The sequence below is a fragment of the Facklamia sp. 7083-14-GEN3 genome (genome assembly GCF_024742075.1).
Taxonomy (GTDB): Bacteria; Bacillota; Bacilli; order Lactobacillales; family Aerococcaceae; genus Facklamia.
On sequence record NZ_JANSGD010000003.1, the window covers coordinates 160,681 to 175,315 of the forward strand.

Genomic DNA, 14,635 nt, shown 5'->3' on the forward strand with positions numbered 1-14,635 from the left:
CAGTGGCAATTAAACATTATAAAGCGACGACAAATGGACGTCGTAACATGACTGGATATGATTTTTCAGAGATCACTACAAAAACACCTGAAAAAACATTGTTAGAGTCACAAAAACAACGTGCAGGTCGTAATGGTCAAGGGAAAATTACTGTACGTCACCATGGTGGTGGAAACAAACGTGCCTACCGTGTCATTGACTTTAAACGTAATAAAGATGGAGTAGTTGGAACAATTAAAACAATTGAGTACGATCCAAATCGTACAGCCAATATTGCTCTAGTGCATTATGAAGACGGTGTTAAAACATATATTCTGGCACCTAAAGGCCTTAAAGTAGGTCAAAAAATTGAGTCGGGCGACAATGCTGATATTCAAATTGGAAATGCTTTGTCATTAGCTAATATTCCAGTAGGTACTGTTATTCATAACATTGAATTAAAACCTGGAAAAGGTGGACAATTAATTCGTTCAGCTGGTACAAGTGCTCAAGTTTTAGGTCAAGAAGGTAAATACACCCTAGTTCGCTTAAACTCAGGTGAAGTTCGCATGATTTTATCAACTTGCCGTGCAACAATCGGAACAGTAGGTAACGAACAACACGAATTGATTAATATCGGTAAAGCAGGTCGTTCACGTTGGTTATCTAAGCGTCCAACTGTACGTGGATCTGTAATGAACCCTAATGATCACCCACACGGTGGTGGTGAAGGTCGCGCTCCAATCGGACGTCCGTCACCAATGACTCCATGGGGTAAAAAAGCTATGGGTGTTAAGACTCGTAATACTAAGAAGAAATCTAGCAAATTAATTATTCGCGGACGCAAGAAATAATAACCAATAAATTCTGAAGGGAGGCTACATTGTGACTCGTAGTTTGAAAAAAGGACCTTTTATTGATGAACATTTAATGAAAAAGGTAGAGGCTCAACAAGATGCCCAGAAAAAACAAGTGATTAAGACATGGTCTCGTCGTTCAACAATTTTCCCTAATTTTATTGGGATGACAATTGCTGTATATGATGGCCGTAAGCACGTTCCGGTATTTATCCAAGAAGACATGGTGGGTCATAAATTAGGAGAATTCGTTCCTACACGTACTTATAGAGGCCACGTTGACCAAGATAAGAAAACTAAGAAACGCTAATAAGAGGAGGTATATAAGATGTCTGAACAAATTACATCTGCTAAAGCAATGGCAAAAACAGTTCGAATTGCTCCTCGTAAAGCTCGCTTAGTAATGGATCTTATCAGGGGCAAGCAAGTTGGAGAAGCAATGGCTATTTTGAAGTTCACTCCAAAAGCTGGTTCGCCAATTATTGAAAAAGTATTAAAGTCAGCAATTGCAAATGCTGAACATAATTATGACTTAGATTTAGAAACATTGTATGTAAGTGAAGCATACGTTAACGAAGGACCAACGATGAAACGTTTCCGTCCACGTGCTAAAGGATCAGCTTCACCGATCTTAAAACGTACAAGCCACATCACAATTGTGGTATCAGAAAAAGAGGAGGCTTAATTAATGGGTCAAAAAGTACATCCGATTGGAATGCGAGTTGGCATCATCCGCGATTGGGATACTAAATGGTATGCAGATAAGCAATATGCAGACTATTTACACGAAGATATCAAGATTCGTGAGTATCTATACAAGAAATTAGCTGATGCCTCTGTATCCGTTATTCAAATTGAACGTGCAGCAAACCGCGTTGTCGTTTCTGTTAACACAGCTAAGCCAGGAATGGTTATTGGTAAAGGTGGATCAGAAGTAGACGTGTTACGTGCTGAACTAAACAAATTAACTGGCAAACAAGTTCAATTAAACATTGTTGAAATTAAAGAGCCAGCATTAGATGCAAAACTAGTTGCAGAAGATATTGCTCAACAGTTAGAAAACCGTGTGGCATTCCGTCGCGCTCAAAAGCAAGCCATCCAACGCGTGATGAGAGCTGGCGCTAAAGGAATTAAAACAATGGTTTCAGGCCGTTTAAACGGTGCAGATATGGCAAGAACTGAGCATTATACAGAAGGAACAGTTCCTTTACATACACTTCGTTCTGATATTGACTATGCTTGGGAAGAAGCAGACACTCAATATGGAAAACTTGGAGTTAAGGTATGGATTTGTCGTGGAGAAATCTTACCAACTAAAAACAACTCTCAGAGAGGAGGAAATTAATCATGTTAGTACCTAAACGTGTAAAACACCGTCGCGAATTCCGTGGTAAAATGCGCGGAGAAGCAAAAGGTGGAAAGCAAGTTGACTTCGGATCATACGGTTTAAGAGCTACAGAGACTGGTTGGATTACCAACCGTCAAATCGAAGCTGCCCGTATCGCTATGACACGTTATATGAAACGTGGTGGGAAAGTATGGATTAAGATCTTCCCTCACAAATCATATACAAGTAAAGCTATTGGTGTTCGTATGGGTAAAGGTAAAGGGGCACCTGAAGGATGGGTAGCACCTACAAAACGTGGGAAAGTTCTTTTTGAAATTGACGGTGTAAGCGAAGAAATCGCTAGAGAAGCCTTCCGTTTAGCTTCCCATAAATTACCAATCAAAACAAAATTTGTAAAACGTGAAGAATATGGTGGTGAATCGAATGAAAATTAATGAAATAAGAGAATTATCCACTGCTGAAATGGTTGAAAAAGAAAAAGAATTCAAGCAAGAATTGTTTAACCTTCGATTCCAATTAGCAACAGGACAATTAGAAAACACTGCCCGTTTACGTCAAGTACGTAAATCTATTGCTCGCATAAAAACAGTCTTGCGTGAGCAAGAATTGTCTAAGTAAAAACGACAAAGGAGGCACATATTAAATGACTGAACGTAATCAACGTAAAGTTTACCAAGGACGTGTGGTGTCAGATAAAATGGATAAAACTATTACTGTACAAGTAGACACTCGTAAAACACACCCTAAATACGGTAAACGTGTAAAATATTCTAAAAAATATAAAGCTCATGATGAGTTAAATAAAGCTAAAGAAGGCGACATCGTACGTATCATGGAAACTCGTCCATTATCTGCTACGAAACGCTTCCGTTTATTAGAAATTGTTGAAGAAGCAGTAATTATCTAATAATTGCGAAAATCGGAAGGAGGATAACGAAATGATTCAACAGGAAAGTCGATTGAAAGTTGCTGATAATTCAGGAGCTCGTGAAGTGTTGACAATTAAAGTGTTAGGCGGATCAGGGCGCAAAACAGCTAATATAGGTGACATCATCGTTGCAACGGTTAAACATGCAACGCCAGGTGGAGTTGTCAAAAAAGGTGATGTTGTTAAAGCGGTAATCGTTCGAACTAAATCAGGAGCTCGTCGTAAAGATGGTTCTTATATTAAATTCGACGAAAATGCATGTGTAATTATTCGAGACGATAAGAGCCCACGTGGGACACGTATCTTTGGACCGGTTGCACGTGAATTGCGTGATAACAACTTCATGAAGATTGTTTCATTAGCTCCAGAAGTTCTGTAATTTTAAGAAAAAGGAGGAAACAGTTCATGCGTATTAAAACAGGAGATAAAGTCCTTGTGATTTCTGGTAAAGATAAAGGGAAACAAGGTACTGTTATTAAAAGTATTCCAAGTGAAGATAAAGTAGTTGTAGAAGGTATCAATATTGCGAAAAAACATCGCAAGCCAACCCAAACACAAACGGGTGGAATTGAAGAATTTCCAGCAGCGATTCATGTATCTAATGTAAAATTAGTGGATCCTGAAACTGGCGAAGCAACTCGCGTAGGTTACCGATTTGAAGATGGTAAAAAAGTTCGTTTTGCTAAAAAGTCAGATAAAACTATCAATTAATTAGAAGGGAGGAACTTTAAATGACAAATCGTTTAAAAGAAAAATATCTTAATGAAGTTGCCCCAAAATTGGTAGAGCAATTTAATTATTCTTCAATTATGCAAGTCCCAAAAGTTGAAAAAATAGTAGTAAACATGGGCGTGGGTGACGCAACAGGTAACACAAAAAACTTAGAAAAAGCAGTTGATGAGTTAACTTTACTATCAGGTCAAAAACCAATCATTACTAAAGCTAAGAAATCAATCGCCGGTTTCCGTCTGCGTGAAGGAATGCCAATTGGTGCGAAAGTAACTTTACGTGGCGAGAGAATGTATGATTTTCTAGATAAATTAATTTCTGTCGCTTTACCACGAGTAAGAGACTTCCAAGGAATTTCTAGTCGTGCTTTTGACGGTCGTGGTAACTATACACTAGGTGTTAAAGAACAATTAATCTTCCCGGAAATTAGCTACGATAATGTAGATAAAGTACGTGGGATGGACATTGTTGTTGTAACTACTGCAAACACTGATGAAGAATCACATGCCCTTCTAAAAGAATTAGGCATGCCATTTAAGAAATAAAGGAGGCATTATCTTTGGCTAAAACATCACTGAGAATTAAAAACCAACGCAAACCAAAGTTCAAGGTTCAAGAGTATTCTCGCTGCGAACGTTGTGGTCGTCCGCACTCTGTTTACCGTAAGTTCAAGCTTTGCCGTATTTGCTTCCGCGAACTTGCTTATAAAGGACAAATTCCAGGCGTGAAAAAAGCAAGCTGGTAAGAAATATATAATTAATCAAAGGAGGTAAATCCACATGGCAATGACAGATCCAATTGCAGATTTTCTAACAAGAATTCGTAATGCAAACAGTGTAGGACATAAAAAAGTATCTGCACCTTCTTCAAATGCTAAAATTGCGATTGCTGAAATCTTAAAAAGAGAAGGTTTCATCAAGAATTTTGAAATCACTGAAGATAATAAGCAAAATGAAATTACTATCTTCTTGAAGTATGGACGTAATGATGAAAAGGTTATAACAGGTATTAAGCGTATTTCTAAACCAGGATTACGAATTTATGCTAAGTCAGAAGATATTCCTAAAGTATTAAATGGTTTAGGAATAGCAATCATCTCAACATCTAATGGTGTTGTAACAGATAAAGAAGCTCGTCAACAAGGTATTGGTGGCGAAGTATTAGCTTATATTTGGTAAAACTTATAAAATAAAAGGAGGTGCAGCCCTGTGAGTCGTATAGGAAAAAATCCCGTAACAATTCCAGCTGGCGTAACCGTATCAATGGATGGTCATACAGTGACTGTCAAAGGACCAAAAGGTGAATTAACTAGAGAAGTTAGTCCAAACATCAATATTGAAATTAATGAATCTGAAATTACATTTACACGTCCAAATGATTCAAAAGAAAATCGCTCATTACATGGTACAACTCGTTCATTAGTTAATAATATGGTTGTAGGTGTTTCTGAAGGTTTTAAAAAAGAACTTCAATTAATTGGTGTTGGGTATCGTGCTCAATTACAAGGTAGTAAGTTAGTTCTAAACGTAGGTCTTTCTCATCCAGTTGAGTTTGAAGCTTCAGAAGGTGTATCATTTGAAGTTCCTTCAAACACTCAGATCATTGTTAACGGTTATAATAAAGAAAAAGTTGGCGAATTAGCAGCTAACATTCGTGGCGTTCGCCCACCTGAACCATATAAAGGTAAAGGGATTCGTTACGTTGATGAATATGTTATTCGTAAAGAAGGTAAAACAGGTAAATAATCGTATTATTTATCAAATTAAAATTAAATTAAAGAGGTGACCATTGTGATTACTAAACCAGATAAAAACAAGTCGCGTAAAAAACGCCATAATCGTATTCGTAATAAGATTTCTGGTACTGCTGAGTGCCCACGCTTAAACGTATTTCGTTCAAATACAAACATCTACGCTCAATTAATTGATGACGTAGCGGGTGTGACGCTAGCAAGTGCCTCTAGTAAAGATGAGTCAGTAGCTAAAGCAAGTAAAACAGAACAAGCTTCTGCTGTTGGTAAATTAATTGCTCAACGCGCTGCTGAAAAAGGAATTAAAGTAGTAGTATTTGACCGTGGCGGATATATCTATCACGGACGTGTTAAAGCCCTAGCTGAAGCTGCACGTGAAAACGGACTCGAATTTTAAGAAAAGGAGGAAACCGATCGATGGTTAATATTAAACCAGAAAATTTAGGTGAAATTGAAGAACGTGTAGTAGCGATTAACCGAGTAACTAAAGTTATAAAAGGTGGACGTCGTTTACGTTTCTCAGCACTAGTAGTTGTTGGAGATAAAGAAGGACACGTTGGTTTTGGAACTGGTAAAGCTCAAGAAGTTCCAGAAGCAATTCGTAAAGCAATCGAAGCGGCTAAGAAAAACCTAGTAACTGTCCCAATGGCAGGAACAACGATTCCTCATGAAGTTATCGGTGAATTCTGTGGTGGGCGCGTGCTAATTAAACCAGCCCAAGCCGGTTCTGGAGTGGCTGCAGGGGGACCTGTTCGTGCCGTTATGGAATTAGCAGGTGTTTCTGATGTAACTTCTAAATCATTAGGTTCTAATACACCTATCAATATGATTCGCGCAACTGTGGAAGCTTTAAAACAATTAAAAGTTGTTGAAGAAGTTGCTGAATTGCGTGGTAAAACAGTAGAAGAATTATTAAGTTAGGAGGAAAGTCCATGGCAAACTTAGAAATCACTTTAAAACGTAGCCTAATTGGTCGTAAAAAGAATCATGTAGCTACTGCCAAAGCTTTAGGTTTAACAAAAACTTATAAAACAGTTGTAAAACCAGATAACGAAGCTATTCGTGGAATGCTCCAAACAATTAGTCACTTAGTAGAAGTAAAAGAAGCTTAAATCTAGTATACTAGTATAAGGAGGTGCCAATATGAAATTACACACATTAAAGCCCGTAGAAGGTGCACGCAAGGAACGTAATCGTGTAGGTCGTGGACAAGGTTCAGGTAACGGTAAGTTAGCTGGTCGTGGACAAGGCGGACAAAAACAACGTTCAGGTGGTGGCGTACGCTTAGGATTTGAAGGGGGTCAACAACCTCTATTCAGACGTTTACCAAAACGTGGTTTCACTAATGTTAATCGTAAAGAATATGCAATTGTTAATCTTGAAACATTGAATATGTTTGATGAAGGAACTGTTGTATCACCAGCTTTATTGATTGAATCTGGTGTTATTAAAAAAGAATTATCAGGAGTTAAAATCTTAGGTGAGGGTAACTTAGAGAAAAAATTGACTGTTCAAGCTAGCAAGTTCTCTAAAACTGCAGAAGAAGCTATTACTGCAGCTGGCGGTTCAATCGAGGTGATCTAATGTTCACATTTATTAAGAATGCTTTTAGTTCGCGAGATGTTAGAAGAAGAATTCTTTTCACCTTGTTTATTTTAGCAGTCTTTAGATTAGGGTCGCATATTCCTATGCCAGGAGTAAATGCGAAAGTTTTAGATACCATAGCAAGCAATGGTCTTTTGGGGCTTTTGAACACATTCGGTGGAGGGGCTTTAGGTCGGTATTCACTTTTTGCTATGGGAGTCTCACCTTATATTACAGCTTCCATTATTGTTCAACTCTTGCAAATGGATATTATTCCAAAATTTACTGAATGGGCCAAGCAAGGAGAAGTGGGGCGTCGTAAGTTGAATCAGTGGACGATTTATCTAGCTATAATTATTGGCTATATACAATCAGCAGGTCTTTCTTATGGTTTAAACCGTATGTCAGGTTTAGGTTTAATAAAGAACCCACAGCCTTCCACATACTTAACTATCGCTCTTGTTTTAACTGCAGGCAGTATGTTGCTTGTTTGGTTAGGTGAACAAATCACTCGTAAAGGTGTCGGTAATGGGATTTCTATTTTGATTATGGCCGGTATTCTTGCACAAGTTCCACAGGAAGTTGTTACCTTTGTGAATACTATGCTAATCGGTGCTGGAGACAAATTAGGAATGAATATTCTAATTGGTTTAGGAATAGTTTTAGCGCTAGTTATTATGACAACAATCGTTGTTATCATGGAAAGAGCGCAACGTCGTATTCCTATTCACCACTCGAAAAAGGTTTCTGGGGCAAGACATATGGCTCATTTACCGTTGAAAATTAACTCTGCTGGAGTTATTCCAGTTATTTTTGCTACATCATTTTTAACAACGCCTCAAACAATCATTGGCTTAATCAATCCAAATCCTGAGGGTGGGATGATGGAGTTCTTTAGTAAAGTGTTAAACATTCAGCATCCATACGGCGCACTATTCTATACGATTCTTTTAATCGCATTTACCTTCTTCTATTCTTTAATTCAAGTTAATCCAGAGAAGGTAGCTGAAAACTTACAGAAACAAGCAGCATATATTCCGAGTGTACGTCCAGGAAAAGATACTGAAAATTACATTACTCGTTTAATTAATCGCTTGAGTGGTGTAGGTTCAATTTACTTAACAGTGATTGCCTTATTACCAATCGTTGTAAGTTTCATTTGGAAAGTTCCTGCAAACATTGCTCTTTCAGGTACCAGCTTGCTTATTGTTGTTGGGGTAGCAATTGAAACAGCTAAGCAAATTGAAGGTCGAATGATTAAACGTCGGTATCAAGGTTTCTTGAATTTATAATTGCTTAATAGACAAATATAAAGGATGATTAATTAATGAATATTTTATTAATGGGTTTACCTGGGGCCGGTAAAGGAACTCAGAGTGAACAAATTACTCAAGACTATCCGGTTGTCCATATTGCTACTGGCGATATATTCAGACAAGCGATCAAAGATGAGACGCCGCTAGGATTAGAGGCGAAATCTTATACCGACAATGGTAATCTCGTTCCAGATGAAATTACTAATGGACTTGTTAAAGAACGTTTAAATCAAAACGATGTAAAAGAAAATGGCTTTATGTTGGATGGTTATCCAAGAACCTTACAACAAGCCCGCGCTTTAAGCGACAACCTTGAAAGCCTCGATTCTAAAATCGATGCCGTTATATACATTGATGTGGATCCAGAAGTTCTTAAAGAACGCTTAAGCGGAAGAATTATCTGTGGATCTTGTGGAGCAAGTTATCATAAGATTTATAATCCACCAAAAGTAGAGAACACATGCGATTCATGTGGCGCTCATGACTTCTATCAACGTGAAGATGATAAACCTGAAAAAGTTGCTCATCGTATTAATCTCCAAATGGAATCGATTCAACCGATTCTAGCTTATTACGAAGAACTTGGATTATTGCACCGAGTGAGTGGAGAAAATTCTATCGATCAAGTTTATAGCAAGATTCAAGAGATATTAAGTAAATTATAAGACTTCGTCCATAGGAGGTAAGTGAATGGCAAAAGATGATGTAATTGAAGTAGAAGGTATTATTATGGAAACTCTACCGAACGCTATGTTTAAGGTAGAACTTGAGAATGGTCATGAAATATTAGCACACGTCTCTGGTAAAATTCGTATGAATTATATCCGTATTTTACCTGGAGATAAAGTCACTGTTGAATTATCCCCTTATGACCTTTCTCGTGGCCGCATTACCTATCGATTTAAATAGTCTACGAAATAAGGAGGAGCATAATGAAAGTTAGAGCATCAGTAAAACCAATTTGTGAAAAATGTAAAGTTATTCGCCGTAAAGGAAAAGTTATGGTGATTTGTCAAAATCCAAAACATAAACAACGTCAAGGATAATAACTAAGAAGGAGGAAATTGCATGGCTCGTATTGCAGGAGTAGATATTCCCCGCGAAAAACGTGTGGTTATTTCTTTAACATATATCTTCGGTATCGGAAACACCACTGCTAAGAAAATCTTAGAAGAAGCAAACGTTTCTGAAGATACTCGTGTAAAAGATTTAACGAACGATGAATTGGATCGAATCCGTGAAATTATTGATAAGATTCGTGTTGAAGGAGACTTACGTCGTGAGGTCAGCATGAATATCAAACGTCTTCAAGATATTGGTTCTTTAAGAGGAATCCGTCATCGTCGTAACTTACCTGTACGTGGACAAAACACTAAAAACAATGCACGTACTCGTAAAGGTCCTAAGAAACCAATCAGATAGAACTTAATAAAGGAGGTTAAAATTCATGGCAAAACAACAAGCACGTAGAGGTCGTCGTCGTGTTAAAAAGAATATTGAAAAAGGAATTGCTCATATTCGTTCAACTTTTAATAATACGATTGTAATGATCACTGATGTGAATGGTAATGCTGTTTCTTGGTCATCAGCTGGATCACTAGGATTCCGTGGATCAAAAAAAGCCACTCCGTTTGCAGCACAAATGGCATCTGAAGTTGCAGCTAAAGGTGCAATGGATCATGGTATGAAAACTGTTGAAGTAACTGTTAAAGGTCCAGGATCTGGTCGTGAGTCTGCAATCCGTTCACTACAAGCAACTGGATTAGATGTTACAGCTATTCGTGATGTTACACCAATTCCACACAACGGATGCCGTCCACCAAAACGTCGCCGTGTATAATGATAATTGTGTAGAATCAGTTTAGAAACGAAATTATCATCGCGACAAACGTTTTGAAAGGGGCAAATAATCGATGATCGAAATTGAAAAACCAGATATTAGAACGATTGAAATCAGTGACGATGCTAAGTATGGTAAAATTGTCGTTGAGCCACTTGAACGTGGTTATGGAACAACCCTTGGAAATTCATTACGTAGAATTTTGTTATCTTCATTACCAGGATCAGCGATTACAAGTGTTCAAATTGAAGGCGTAGTGCATGAATTTGCTACAATTAAAGGCGTGGTTGAAGACGTTCCAACCATCATTTTGCATTTAAAAGAAGTAGCTTTCAATACACATACAGAAGAAGATAAGGTAATCGAATTAAATGTTGCAGGTCCTAAAACAGTGACAGCAGCAGATATTATTCATGATAATGAAATTGAAATCCTAAACCCTGACTTGTATATTTGTACCTTAGCAGAAGGTGCTCAATTAAATATGCAAATGAATGTGTCAAATGGTCGTGGATTTGTTCGAAGTGAACATAATAAGCGAGATGATACGCCAATAGGTGTATTACCGATTGATTCGATCTACACTCCAATCAAAAAAGTAAACTATCAAGTTGAAAACACTCGGATTGGACAGCGAAATATTTATGATAAGCTTACATTGGATATATGGACCGACGGGTCAATAAGTCCAGAAAAAGCCTTAAGTTTAGCTGCAAAAATTTTAACTGAACATTTAAATATCTTTGTAGATTTGAATGATGAAGCACGTAATACTGAAATTATGGTAGAAAAAGAAGAAGCAGAAAAAGAAAAAGTCCTTGTCATGACGATAGAGGAACTTGATTTGTCTGTTCGTTCTTATAATTGTCTAAAACGTGCCGGAATAAATACGATTCAAGAGCTAACTAATAAATCAGAAGCTGAGATGATGAAGGTTCGTAATCTCGGCCGTAAGTCATTGGATGAAGTGAAAAATAAATTAGCTGGTTTAGAATTAAGCTTACGTGAAGAAGACTAGTAGAGAGTAAAGGAGGAAACTGAATGTCATATCGTAAATTAGGTCGTACGAGTTCACAACGTAAGGCTTTACTACGTGATTTAACGACAGATGTGATTATCAACGAACGTATCGAAACAACTGAAGCACGCGCTAAAGAAGTTCGTAAAACAGTTGATAAAATGATCACTCTAGGTAAAAAAGGTGATTTAGCTTCTCGTCGTCGTGCAGCAGCATTCTTGCGCAATGAAATTGCAGATGCTCGTATCGAAGGTGATGAAGTAGTTGTTGAAACTGTATTAAATCGTGTATTCGATACTTATGCTGAGCGCTACGCTGAACGTAATGGTGGATACACACGTATCCTTAAGAAAGGTCCTCGTCGTGGCGACGGTGCACCGATGGTTATCTTAGAACTAGTTTAAGATAATTCCATTTCTTAAGTTGACTAATTCACTTTGATGATGGAGAGTGTTATGATTTCAAGAGATAATCGTGGAGTCTAGCTCTATAGCAACCAATCTAATTGGTGGATTGAGATTAGAACTTTAGCTAATCTCAATCCTGCTATCATCTTAAAGTGTTTTTTTTATACATAAAACTTGTATTAATAGTTAAGGAGAGCAAACGACTTTAACTATTAATATAAGAATATCTTTTAAGGAGACAATAATGAAAGAAGAAATTATCCGAATTGATTCAGTTTCTTTTCAATATCCTGGCGCTGAAAAAGACGCTATCAAGGATATCTCTTTAAGTATCAATAAAGGTGAATGGGTAGCGCTCATTGGTCCGAATGGATCAGGTAAATCAACCCTATCAAAGACCATCAATGGTCTTTTAGTGCCCTATGAAGGAGAAATATATGTAAAGGGCATGAAGCTGCAAGAAGAGACTGTTTGGGATGTGCGGCGAGCAGTAGGCAGGGTCTTTCAAAACCCTGATAACCAATTCGTCGGTGCGACTGTCGAAGATGATGTGGCCTTTGGACTTGAAAATAATGGGATCAGTCGGGAAGAGATGAAAGTGCGTGTAAAAGAAGCTGTTCAACAGGTTCGTATGCTTGATTTCTTAAAAAAAGAACCAGCAAGACTATCAGGAGGTCAAAAGCAAAGAGTCGCCATTGCTGGAGTTGTTGCCTTACGTCCAGATATTATTATCATGGATGAATCGACTGCTATGTTAGATCCTTTAGGGCGTAAAGAAGTAGTCGAAGTCGTTCGTGAGATTAAAGAAAAATATGGTTTAACGGTCATTTCGATTACACACGATATTGATGAAGCGAGTCTAGCTGATCAAATCATCGTTTTAAAAGAAGGAAAAGTGATTTATAAAGATATTCCTGCTAACATTTTTTCTATGGGGTCATCCCTCATTGAAATCGGATTAGATCTTCCTTTTGCTGAGAAATTACGTTTGCAATTAAAAGAAAAAGGAATTAGTGTTCCAGACCGTTACTTAACAGAGGAGGAAATGGCAGAATGGCTATCTCAATCGTATTTGAACAAGTAGATTTCACTTATTCGCCAGGAACCCCTTTTGAAGTTCCTGTGCTTAAAGGAATTGATTTAGAAATTCCACAAGGACAAGTGACAGCTATTATAGGTCATACTGGATCAGGCAAATCTACTCTTATTCAACACCTAAATGTCTTATTAAAACCAACTAGAGGCAAATTGATTATTGATGGTCGAGTGATAACATCCGAATCAAAAGATAAAAACCTTAAAGCACTAAGAAAAAAGATCGGTGTTGTTTTTCAATTTCCTGAAAGTCAATTGTTTGAAGAAACAGTTTTAAAAGATGTGATGTTTGGACCACAAAATTTTGGCGTTTCTAAAGAAGAGGCCGAGAAAATTGCCCGTGATATGCTTACATTAGTGGGAATCAATGAGGAACTTTTTGAGCGGTCACCGTTTGATTTAAGTGGAGGTCAAATGCGGAGAGTAGCTATCGCAGGTGTATTGGCATTGCAACCAGAAGTTTTAATTCTAGATGAACCGACGGCTGGTCTAGACCCTCTTGGACAAGTCACTATGCTGGAAATGTTTATGCGATTACAAAAAGACCATCAACTATCTCTAATTTTGGTCACCCACCAAATGGATGACGTGGCCAAATACGCTGATAATGTGGTTGTCTTGGAAAAAGGCCAAGTTGTAAAGCAAGGCACTCCTTCAGAAGTATTCTCTGATCCAGCTTGGTTGAGAGAAAAGCAATTAGGATTACCTCAGACTTTATCCTTCATAGATTTATTAGATGAAAAAATTCCTGAAGATCTGATGAAAAAAATTAAACAATCACCACTTACTGTGGAACAATTAACTGAAACACTCATTGATATTAACCATCAACAAAAAGATCGGGAGGATAACGCGAATGAATGATAAGATACTAATTGGTCGTTACATTCAAATTGATTCATGGATTCATGCGCTTGACCCCCGCACTAAGTTGATTGCAACTTTCTATTTTATTTTGCTAGTCTTTTTTGCAAATAATGTATTAGGTTATGGTACCTTGTTTCTAGTATTGATAATCGGTATCAAATTGAGTCGTTTAGACCTTGGTTTTTTCTTTAAAGGATTGAAGCCCATGCTATGGATCATTCTCTTTACGGTTATTTTTCAAATACTATTTACAACTGGGGGACAGGTTTACTTTAATTGGGGACCAATATCAATTACATCGCTAGGACTATTAGGCGGCTTTTACATCTTCATGCGTTTGTTCTTAATTATCATGATGTCGACTATCCTAACTTTAACGACAGCTCCGCTTGAATTAACAGATGGAATCGAGCATCTGTTACGTCCTCTAACATATTTTGGTTTTCCTTCGCATGAAGTGGCATTAATGCTTTCCATCGCTTTACGCTATGTACCGACACTTTTAGACGAAGCTCAAACCATCATGAATGCTCAACGCTCTAGAGGAGTGGATTTTGATGAAGGCTCTATGATGGAACGAATGAAAGCAATTGTCCCTATTCTGGTTCCACTATTTGTTTCTGCTTTTAATCGAGCTGAAGAGTTGGCTACCGCCATGGAATCACGGGGATATCATGGTGCGGAAGGGCGGACAAAATATCGTTATCTTGATTATGATCGCAACGACGTTATAGTTTTAATTGTTATGATATTAATTACTGCAATCATTCTAACTATTCGGTTTTATATTTAAATAGTCTCATAATAAAAACTCCTAAAGTTATTTTTAGGAGTTTTTATTATGAGAGTTAATCTTTTATAAATTAATTTAATACTCATTTAATTATAATTTAAGCTATGAAATCGTTATCAAATCT

General features: G+C 37.4%; 28 protein-coding genes. All 28 read left to right on the forward strand.

The genetic code is table 11. The features are described 5' to 3' along the window. Window positions 1-2 precede the first annotated feature (2 nt). The gene (gene rplB, locus NW240_RS06890; protein WP_258436786.1) at window positions 3-833 is read left to right on the forward strand and encodes a 50S ribosomal protein L2; all 831 of its coding nucleotides are present in this window, start codon (window positions 3-5) and stop codon (window positions 831-833) included. A 31-nt stretch (window positions 834-864) separates the two neighbouring features. Further along, the gene (gene rpsS / locus NW240_RS06895) at window positions 865-1,146 is read left to right on the forward strand and encodes a 30S ribosomal protein S19 (RefSeq protein ID WP_090289515.1); all 282 of its coding nucleotides are present in this window, start codon (window positions 865-867) and stop codon (window positions 1,144-1,146) included. Between the two features lie 18 nt (window positions 1,147-1,164). After that, a complete protein-coding gene (gene rplV / locus NW240_RS06900) occupies window positions 1,165-1,521 on the forward strand; it encodes a 50S ribosomal protein L22 (RefSeq protein WP_258436787.1) in 357 nt (118 codons plus the stop codon). 3 nt (window positions 1,522-1,524) lie between these two features. Then, a complete protein-coding gene (gene rpsC, locus NW240_RS06905) occupies window positions 1,525-2,181 on the forward strand; it encodes a 30S ribosomal protein S3 (protein WP_258436789.1) in 657 nt (218 codons plus the stop codon). A gap of 2 nt (window positions 2,182-2,183) precedes the next feature. Further along, complete coding sequence (rplP, locus tag NW240_RS06910; protein WP_258436790.1) at window positions 2,184-2,618, forward strand: 50S ribosomal protein L16; 435 nt, start codon at window positions 2,184-2,186, stop codon at window positions 2,616-2,618. Then, window positions 2,608-2,802: a 50S ribosomal protein L29 gene (gene rpmC, locus NW240_RS06915; protein ID WP_090289511.1), complete on the forward strand. Its 195-nt coding sequence runs from the start codon at window positions 2,608-2,610 to the stop codon at window positions 2,800-2,802. Before rplP ends, rpmC begins: the two co-directional genes overlap by 11 nt. A gap of 25 nt (window positions 2,803-2,827) precedes the next feature. Beyond that, window positions 2,828-3,091 carry a 30S ribosomal protein S17 gene (rpsQ, locus tag NW240_RS06920; protein ID WP_258436791.1) on the forward strand — a complete coding sequence of 88 codons (264 nt, stop codon included), beginning with the start codon at window positions 2,828-2,830 and terminating at the stop codon, window positions 3,089-3,091. Window positions 3,092-3,122: 31 nt separating this feature from the next. Then, window positions 3,123-3,491: a 50S ribosomal protein L14 gene (rplN, locus tag NW240_RS06925; RefSeq protein WP_258436792.1), complete on the forward strand. Its 369-nt coding sequence runs from the start codon at window positions 3,123-3,125 to the stop codon at window positions 3,489-3,491. A 26-nt stretch (window positions 3,492-3,517) separates the two neighbouring features. Next, complete coding sequence (gene rplX, locus NW240_RS06930) at window positions 3,518-3,823, forward strand: 50S ribosomal protein L24 (protein ID WP_258436794.1); 306 nt, start codon at window positions 3,518-3,520, stop codon at window positions 3,821-3,823. Window positions 3,824-3,843: 20 nt separating this feature from the next. After that, window positions 3,844-4,386 (forward strand): 50S ribosomal protein L5, encoded by a 543-nt coding sequence (gene rplE / locus NW240_RS06935; protein WP_258436795.1) that lies wholly within the window; start codon window positions 3,844-3,846, stop codon window positions 4,384-4,386. A 14-nt stretch (window positions 4,387-4,400) separates the two neighbouring features. After that, window positions 4,401-4,586 (forward strand): type Z 30S ribosomal protein S14, encoded by a 186-nt coding sequence (locus tag NW240_RS06940; RefSeq protein ID WP_258436796.1) that lies wholly within the window; start codon window positions 4,401-4,403, stop codon window positions 4,584-4,586. A 34-nt stretch (window positions 4,587-4,620) separates the two neighbouring features. After that, window positions 4,621-5,019: a 30S ribosomal protein S8 gene (rpsH, locus tag NW240_RS06945; protein WP_258436797.1), complete on the forward strand. Its 399-nt coding sequence runs from the start codon at window positions 4,621-4,623 to the stop codon at window positions 5,017-5,019. Window positions 5,020-5,049: 30 nt separating this feature from the next. Beyond that, window positions 5,050-5,586: a 50S ribosomal protein L6 gene (gene rplF / locus NW240_RS06950; RefSeq protein ID WP_258436798.1), complete on the forward strand. Its 537-nt coding sequence runs from the start codon at window positions 5,050-5,052 to the stop codon at window positions 5,584-5,586. 45 nt (window positions 5,587-5,631) lie between these two features. Next, window positions 5,632-5,988, forward strand: a complete 357-nt coding sequence (gene rplR, locus NW240_RS06955) for a 50S ribosomal protein L18 (protein ID WP_258436799.1) — start codon at window positions 5,632-5,634, stop codon at window positions 5,986-5,988. 20 nt (window positions 5,989-6,008) lie between these two features. Beyond that, entirely contained in the window at window positions 6,009-6,512 is a 504-nt protein-coding gene (gene rpsE / locus NW240_RS06960; RefSeq protein ID WP_258436801.1) for a 30S ribosomal protein S5, read from the forward strand. An 11-nt stretch (window positions 6,513-6,523) separates the two neighbouring features. Next, entirely contained in the window at window positions 6,524-6,703 is a 180-nt protein-coding gene (gene rpmD / locus NW240_RS06965) for a 50S ribosomal protein L30 (RefSeq protein WP_090289501.1), read from the forward strand. A gap of 31 nt (window positions 6,704-6,734) precedes the next feature. Beyond that, window positions 6,735-7,175 carry a 50S ribosomal protein L15 gene (rplO, locus tag NW240_RS06970; protein WP_258436803.1) on the forward strand — a complete coding sequence of 147 codons (441 nt, stop codon included), beginning with the start codon at window positions 6,735-6,737 and terminating at the stop codon, window positions 7,173-7,175. Beyond that, a complete protein-coding gene (secY, locus tag NW240_RS06975) occupies window positions 7,175-8,467 on the forward strand; it encodes a preprotein translocase subunit SecY (protein ID WP_258436804.1) in 1,293 nt (430 codons plus the stop codon). Before rplO ends, secY begins: the two co-directional genes overlap by 1 nt. 35 nt (window positions 8,468-8,502) lie before the next feature. Further along, the gene (locus NW240_RS06980; protein WP_258436805.1) at window positions 8,503-9,156 is read left to right on the forward strand and encodes an adenylate kinase; all 654 of its coding nucleotides are present in this window, start codon (window positions 8,503-8,505) and stop codon (window positions 9,154-9,156) included. A 25-nt stretch (window positions 9,157-9,181) separates the two neighbouring features. Continuing rightward, a complete protein-coding gene (gene infA, locus NW240_RS06985) occupies window positions 9,182-9,400 on the forward strand; it encodes a translation initiation factor IF-1 (RefSeq protein ID WP_090289497.1) in 219 nt (72 codons plus the stop codon). 23 nt (window positions 9,401-9,423) lie between these two features. Next, the gene (gene rpmJ / locus NW240_RS06990) at window positions 9,424-9,537 is read left to right on the forward strand and encodes a 50S ribosomal protein L36 (RefSeq protein ID WP_006908512.1); all 114 of its coding nucleotides are present in this window, start codon (window positions 9,424-9,426) and stop codon (window positions 9,535-9,537) included. Between the two features lie 22 nt (window positions 9,538-9,559). Further along, window positions 9,560-9,913: a 30S ribosomal protein S13 gene (gene rpsM, locus NW240_RS06995; protein WP_258436806.1), complete on the forward strand. Its 354-nt coding sequence runs from the start codon at window positions 9,560-9,562 to the stop codon at window positions 9,911-9,913. A gap of 25 nt (window positions 9,914-9,938) precedes the next feature. Next, window positions 9,939-10,331 carry a 30S ribosomal protein S11 gene (gene rpsK / locus NW240_RS07000; protein ID WP_090289495.1) on the forward strand — a complete coding sequence of 131 codons (393 nt, stop codon included), beginning with the start codon at window positions 9,939-9,941 and terminating at the stop codon, window positions 10,329-10,331. A gap of 73 nt (window positions 10,332-10,404) precedes the next feature. After that, window positions 10,405-11,349: a DNA-directed RNA polymerase subunit alpha gene (locus NW240_RS07005; RefSeq protein WP_258436807.1), complete on the forward strand. Its 945-nt coding sequence runs from the start codon at window positions 10,405-10,407 to the stop codon at window positions 11,347-11,349. Window positions 11,350-11,372: 23 nt separating this feature from the next. Further along, on the forward strand, window positions 11,373-11,753 hold the full coding sequence (gene rplQ, locus NW240_RS07010; protein WP_258436808.1) for a 50S ribosomal protein L17: 381 nt from the start codon (window positions 11,373-11,375) through the stop codon (window positions 11,751-11,753). Window positions 11,754-12,000: 247 nt separating this feature from the next. Beyond that, on the forward strand, window positions 12,001-12,840 hold the full coding sequence (locus tag NW240_RS07015; protein ID WP_258436810.1) for an energy-coupling factor ABC transporter ATP-binding protein: 840 nt from the start codon (window positions 12,001-12,003) through the stop codon (window positions 12,838-12,840). After that, complete coding sequence (locus NW240_RS07020; RefSeq protein WP_258436920.1) at window positions 12,816-13,715, forward strand: energy-coupling factor ABC transporter ATP-binding protein; 900 nt, start codon at window positions 12,816-12,818, stop codon at window positions 13,713-13,715. The genes NW240_RS07015 and NW240_RS07020 overlap by 25 nt, the downstream gene beginning before the upstream one ends. Continuing rightward, window positions 13,708-14,511: an energy-coupling factor transporter transmembrane protein EcfT gene (locus NW240_RS07025; RefSeq protein ID WP_258436811.1), complete on the forward strand. Its 804-nt coding sequence runs from the start codon at window positions 13,708-13,710 to the stop codon at window positions 14,509-14,511. Before NW240_RS07020 ends, NW240_RS07025 begins: the two co-directional genes overlap by 8 nt. Window positions 14,512-14,635 lie beyond the last annotated feature (124 nt).

Excerpts from the sequence above, each read along its gene's own strand:
- NW240_RS07005 (WP_258436807.1), top strand. The coding sequence starts at position 10,405 with ATGATCGAAATTGAAAAACCAGATATTAGAACGATTGAAATCAGTGAC.
- rpsC (WP_258436789.1), top strand. The coding sequence starts at position 1,525 with ATGGGTCAAAAAGTACATCCGATTGGAATGCGAGTTGGCATCATCCGC.
- rplO (WP_258436803.1), top strand. The coding sequence starts at position 6,735 with ATGAAATTACACACATTAAAGCCCGTAGAAGGTGCACGCAAGGAACGT.
- rpsM (WP_258436806.1), top strand. The coding sequence starts at position 9,560 with ATGGCTCGTATTGCAGGAGTAGATATTCCCCGCGAAAAACGTGTGGTT.
- rplE (WP_258436795.1), top strand. The coding sequence starts at position 3,844 with ATGACAAATCGTTTAAAAGAAAAATATCTTAATGAAGTTGCCCCAAAA.
- NW240_RS06980 (WP_258436805.1), top strand. The coding sequence starts at position 8,503 with ATGAATATTTTATTAATGGGTTTACCTGGGGCCGGTAAAGGAACTCAG.
- rpmJ (WP_006908512.1), top strand. The coding sequence starts at position 9,424 with ATGAAAGTTAGAGCATCAGTAAAACCAATTTGTGAAAAATGTAAAGTT.
- rpsH (WP_258436797.1), top strand. The coding sequence starts at position 4,621 with ATGGCAATGACAGATCCAATTGCAGATTTTCTAACAAGAATTCGTAAT.
- rpsQ (WP_258436791.1), top strand. The coding sequence starts at position 2,828 with ATGACTGAACGTAATCAACGTAAAGTTTACCAAGGACGTGTGGTGTCA.
- rplN (WP_258436792.1), top strand. The coding sequence starts at position 3,123 with ATGATTCAACAGGAAAGTCGATTGAAAGTTGCTGATAATTCAGGAGCT.
- secY (WP_258436804.1), top strand. The coding sequence starts at position 7,175 with ATGTTCACATTTATTAAGAATGCTTTTAGTTCGCGAGATGTTAGAAGA.
- NW240_RS07015 (WP_258436810.1), top strand. The coding sequence starts at position 12,001 with ATGAAAGAAGAAATTATCCGAATTGATTCAGTTTCTTTTCAATATCCT.
- rpsE (WP_258436801.1), top strand. The coding sequence starts at position 6,009 with ATGGTTAATATTAAACCAGAAAATTTAGGTGAAATTGAAGAACGTGTA.
- rplQ (WP_258436808.1), top strand. The coding sequence starts at position 11,373 with ATGTCATATCGTAAATTAGGTCGTACGAGTTCACAACGTAAGGCTTTA.
- infA (WP_090289497.1), top strand. The coding sequence starts at position 9,182 with ATGGCAAAAGATGATGTAATTGAAGTAGAAGGTATTATTATGGAAACT.
- NW240_RS07025 (WP_258436811.1), top strand. The coding sequence starts at position 13,708 with ATGAATGATAAGATACTAATTGGTCGTTACATTCAAATTGATTCATGG.
- rpmD (WP_090289501.1), top strand. The coding sequence starts at position 6,524 with ATGGCAAACTTAGAAATCACTTTAAAACGTAGCCTAATTGGTCGTAAA.
- rplV (WP_258436787.1), top strand. The coding sequence starts at position 1,165 with ATGTCTGAACAAATTACATCTGCTAAAGCAATGGCAAAAACAGTTCGA.
- rpmC (WP_090289511.1), top strand. The coding sequence starts at position 2,608 with ATGAAAATTAATGAAATAAGAGAATTATCCACTGCTGAAATGGTTGAA.
- rpsK (WP_090289495.1), top strand. The coding sequence starts at position 9,939 with ATGGCAAAACAACAAGCACGTAGAGGTCGTCGTCGTGTTAAAAAGAAT.
- rplP (WP_258436790.1), top strand. The coding sequence starts at position 2,184 with ATGTTAGTACCTAAACGTGTAAAACACCGTCGCGAATTCCGTGGTAAA.
- rplX (WP_258436794.1), top strand. The coding sequence starts at position 3,518 with ATGCGTATTAAAACAGGAGATAAAGTCCTTGTGATTTCTGGTAAAGAT.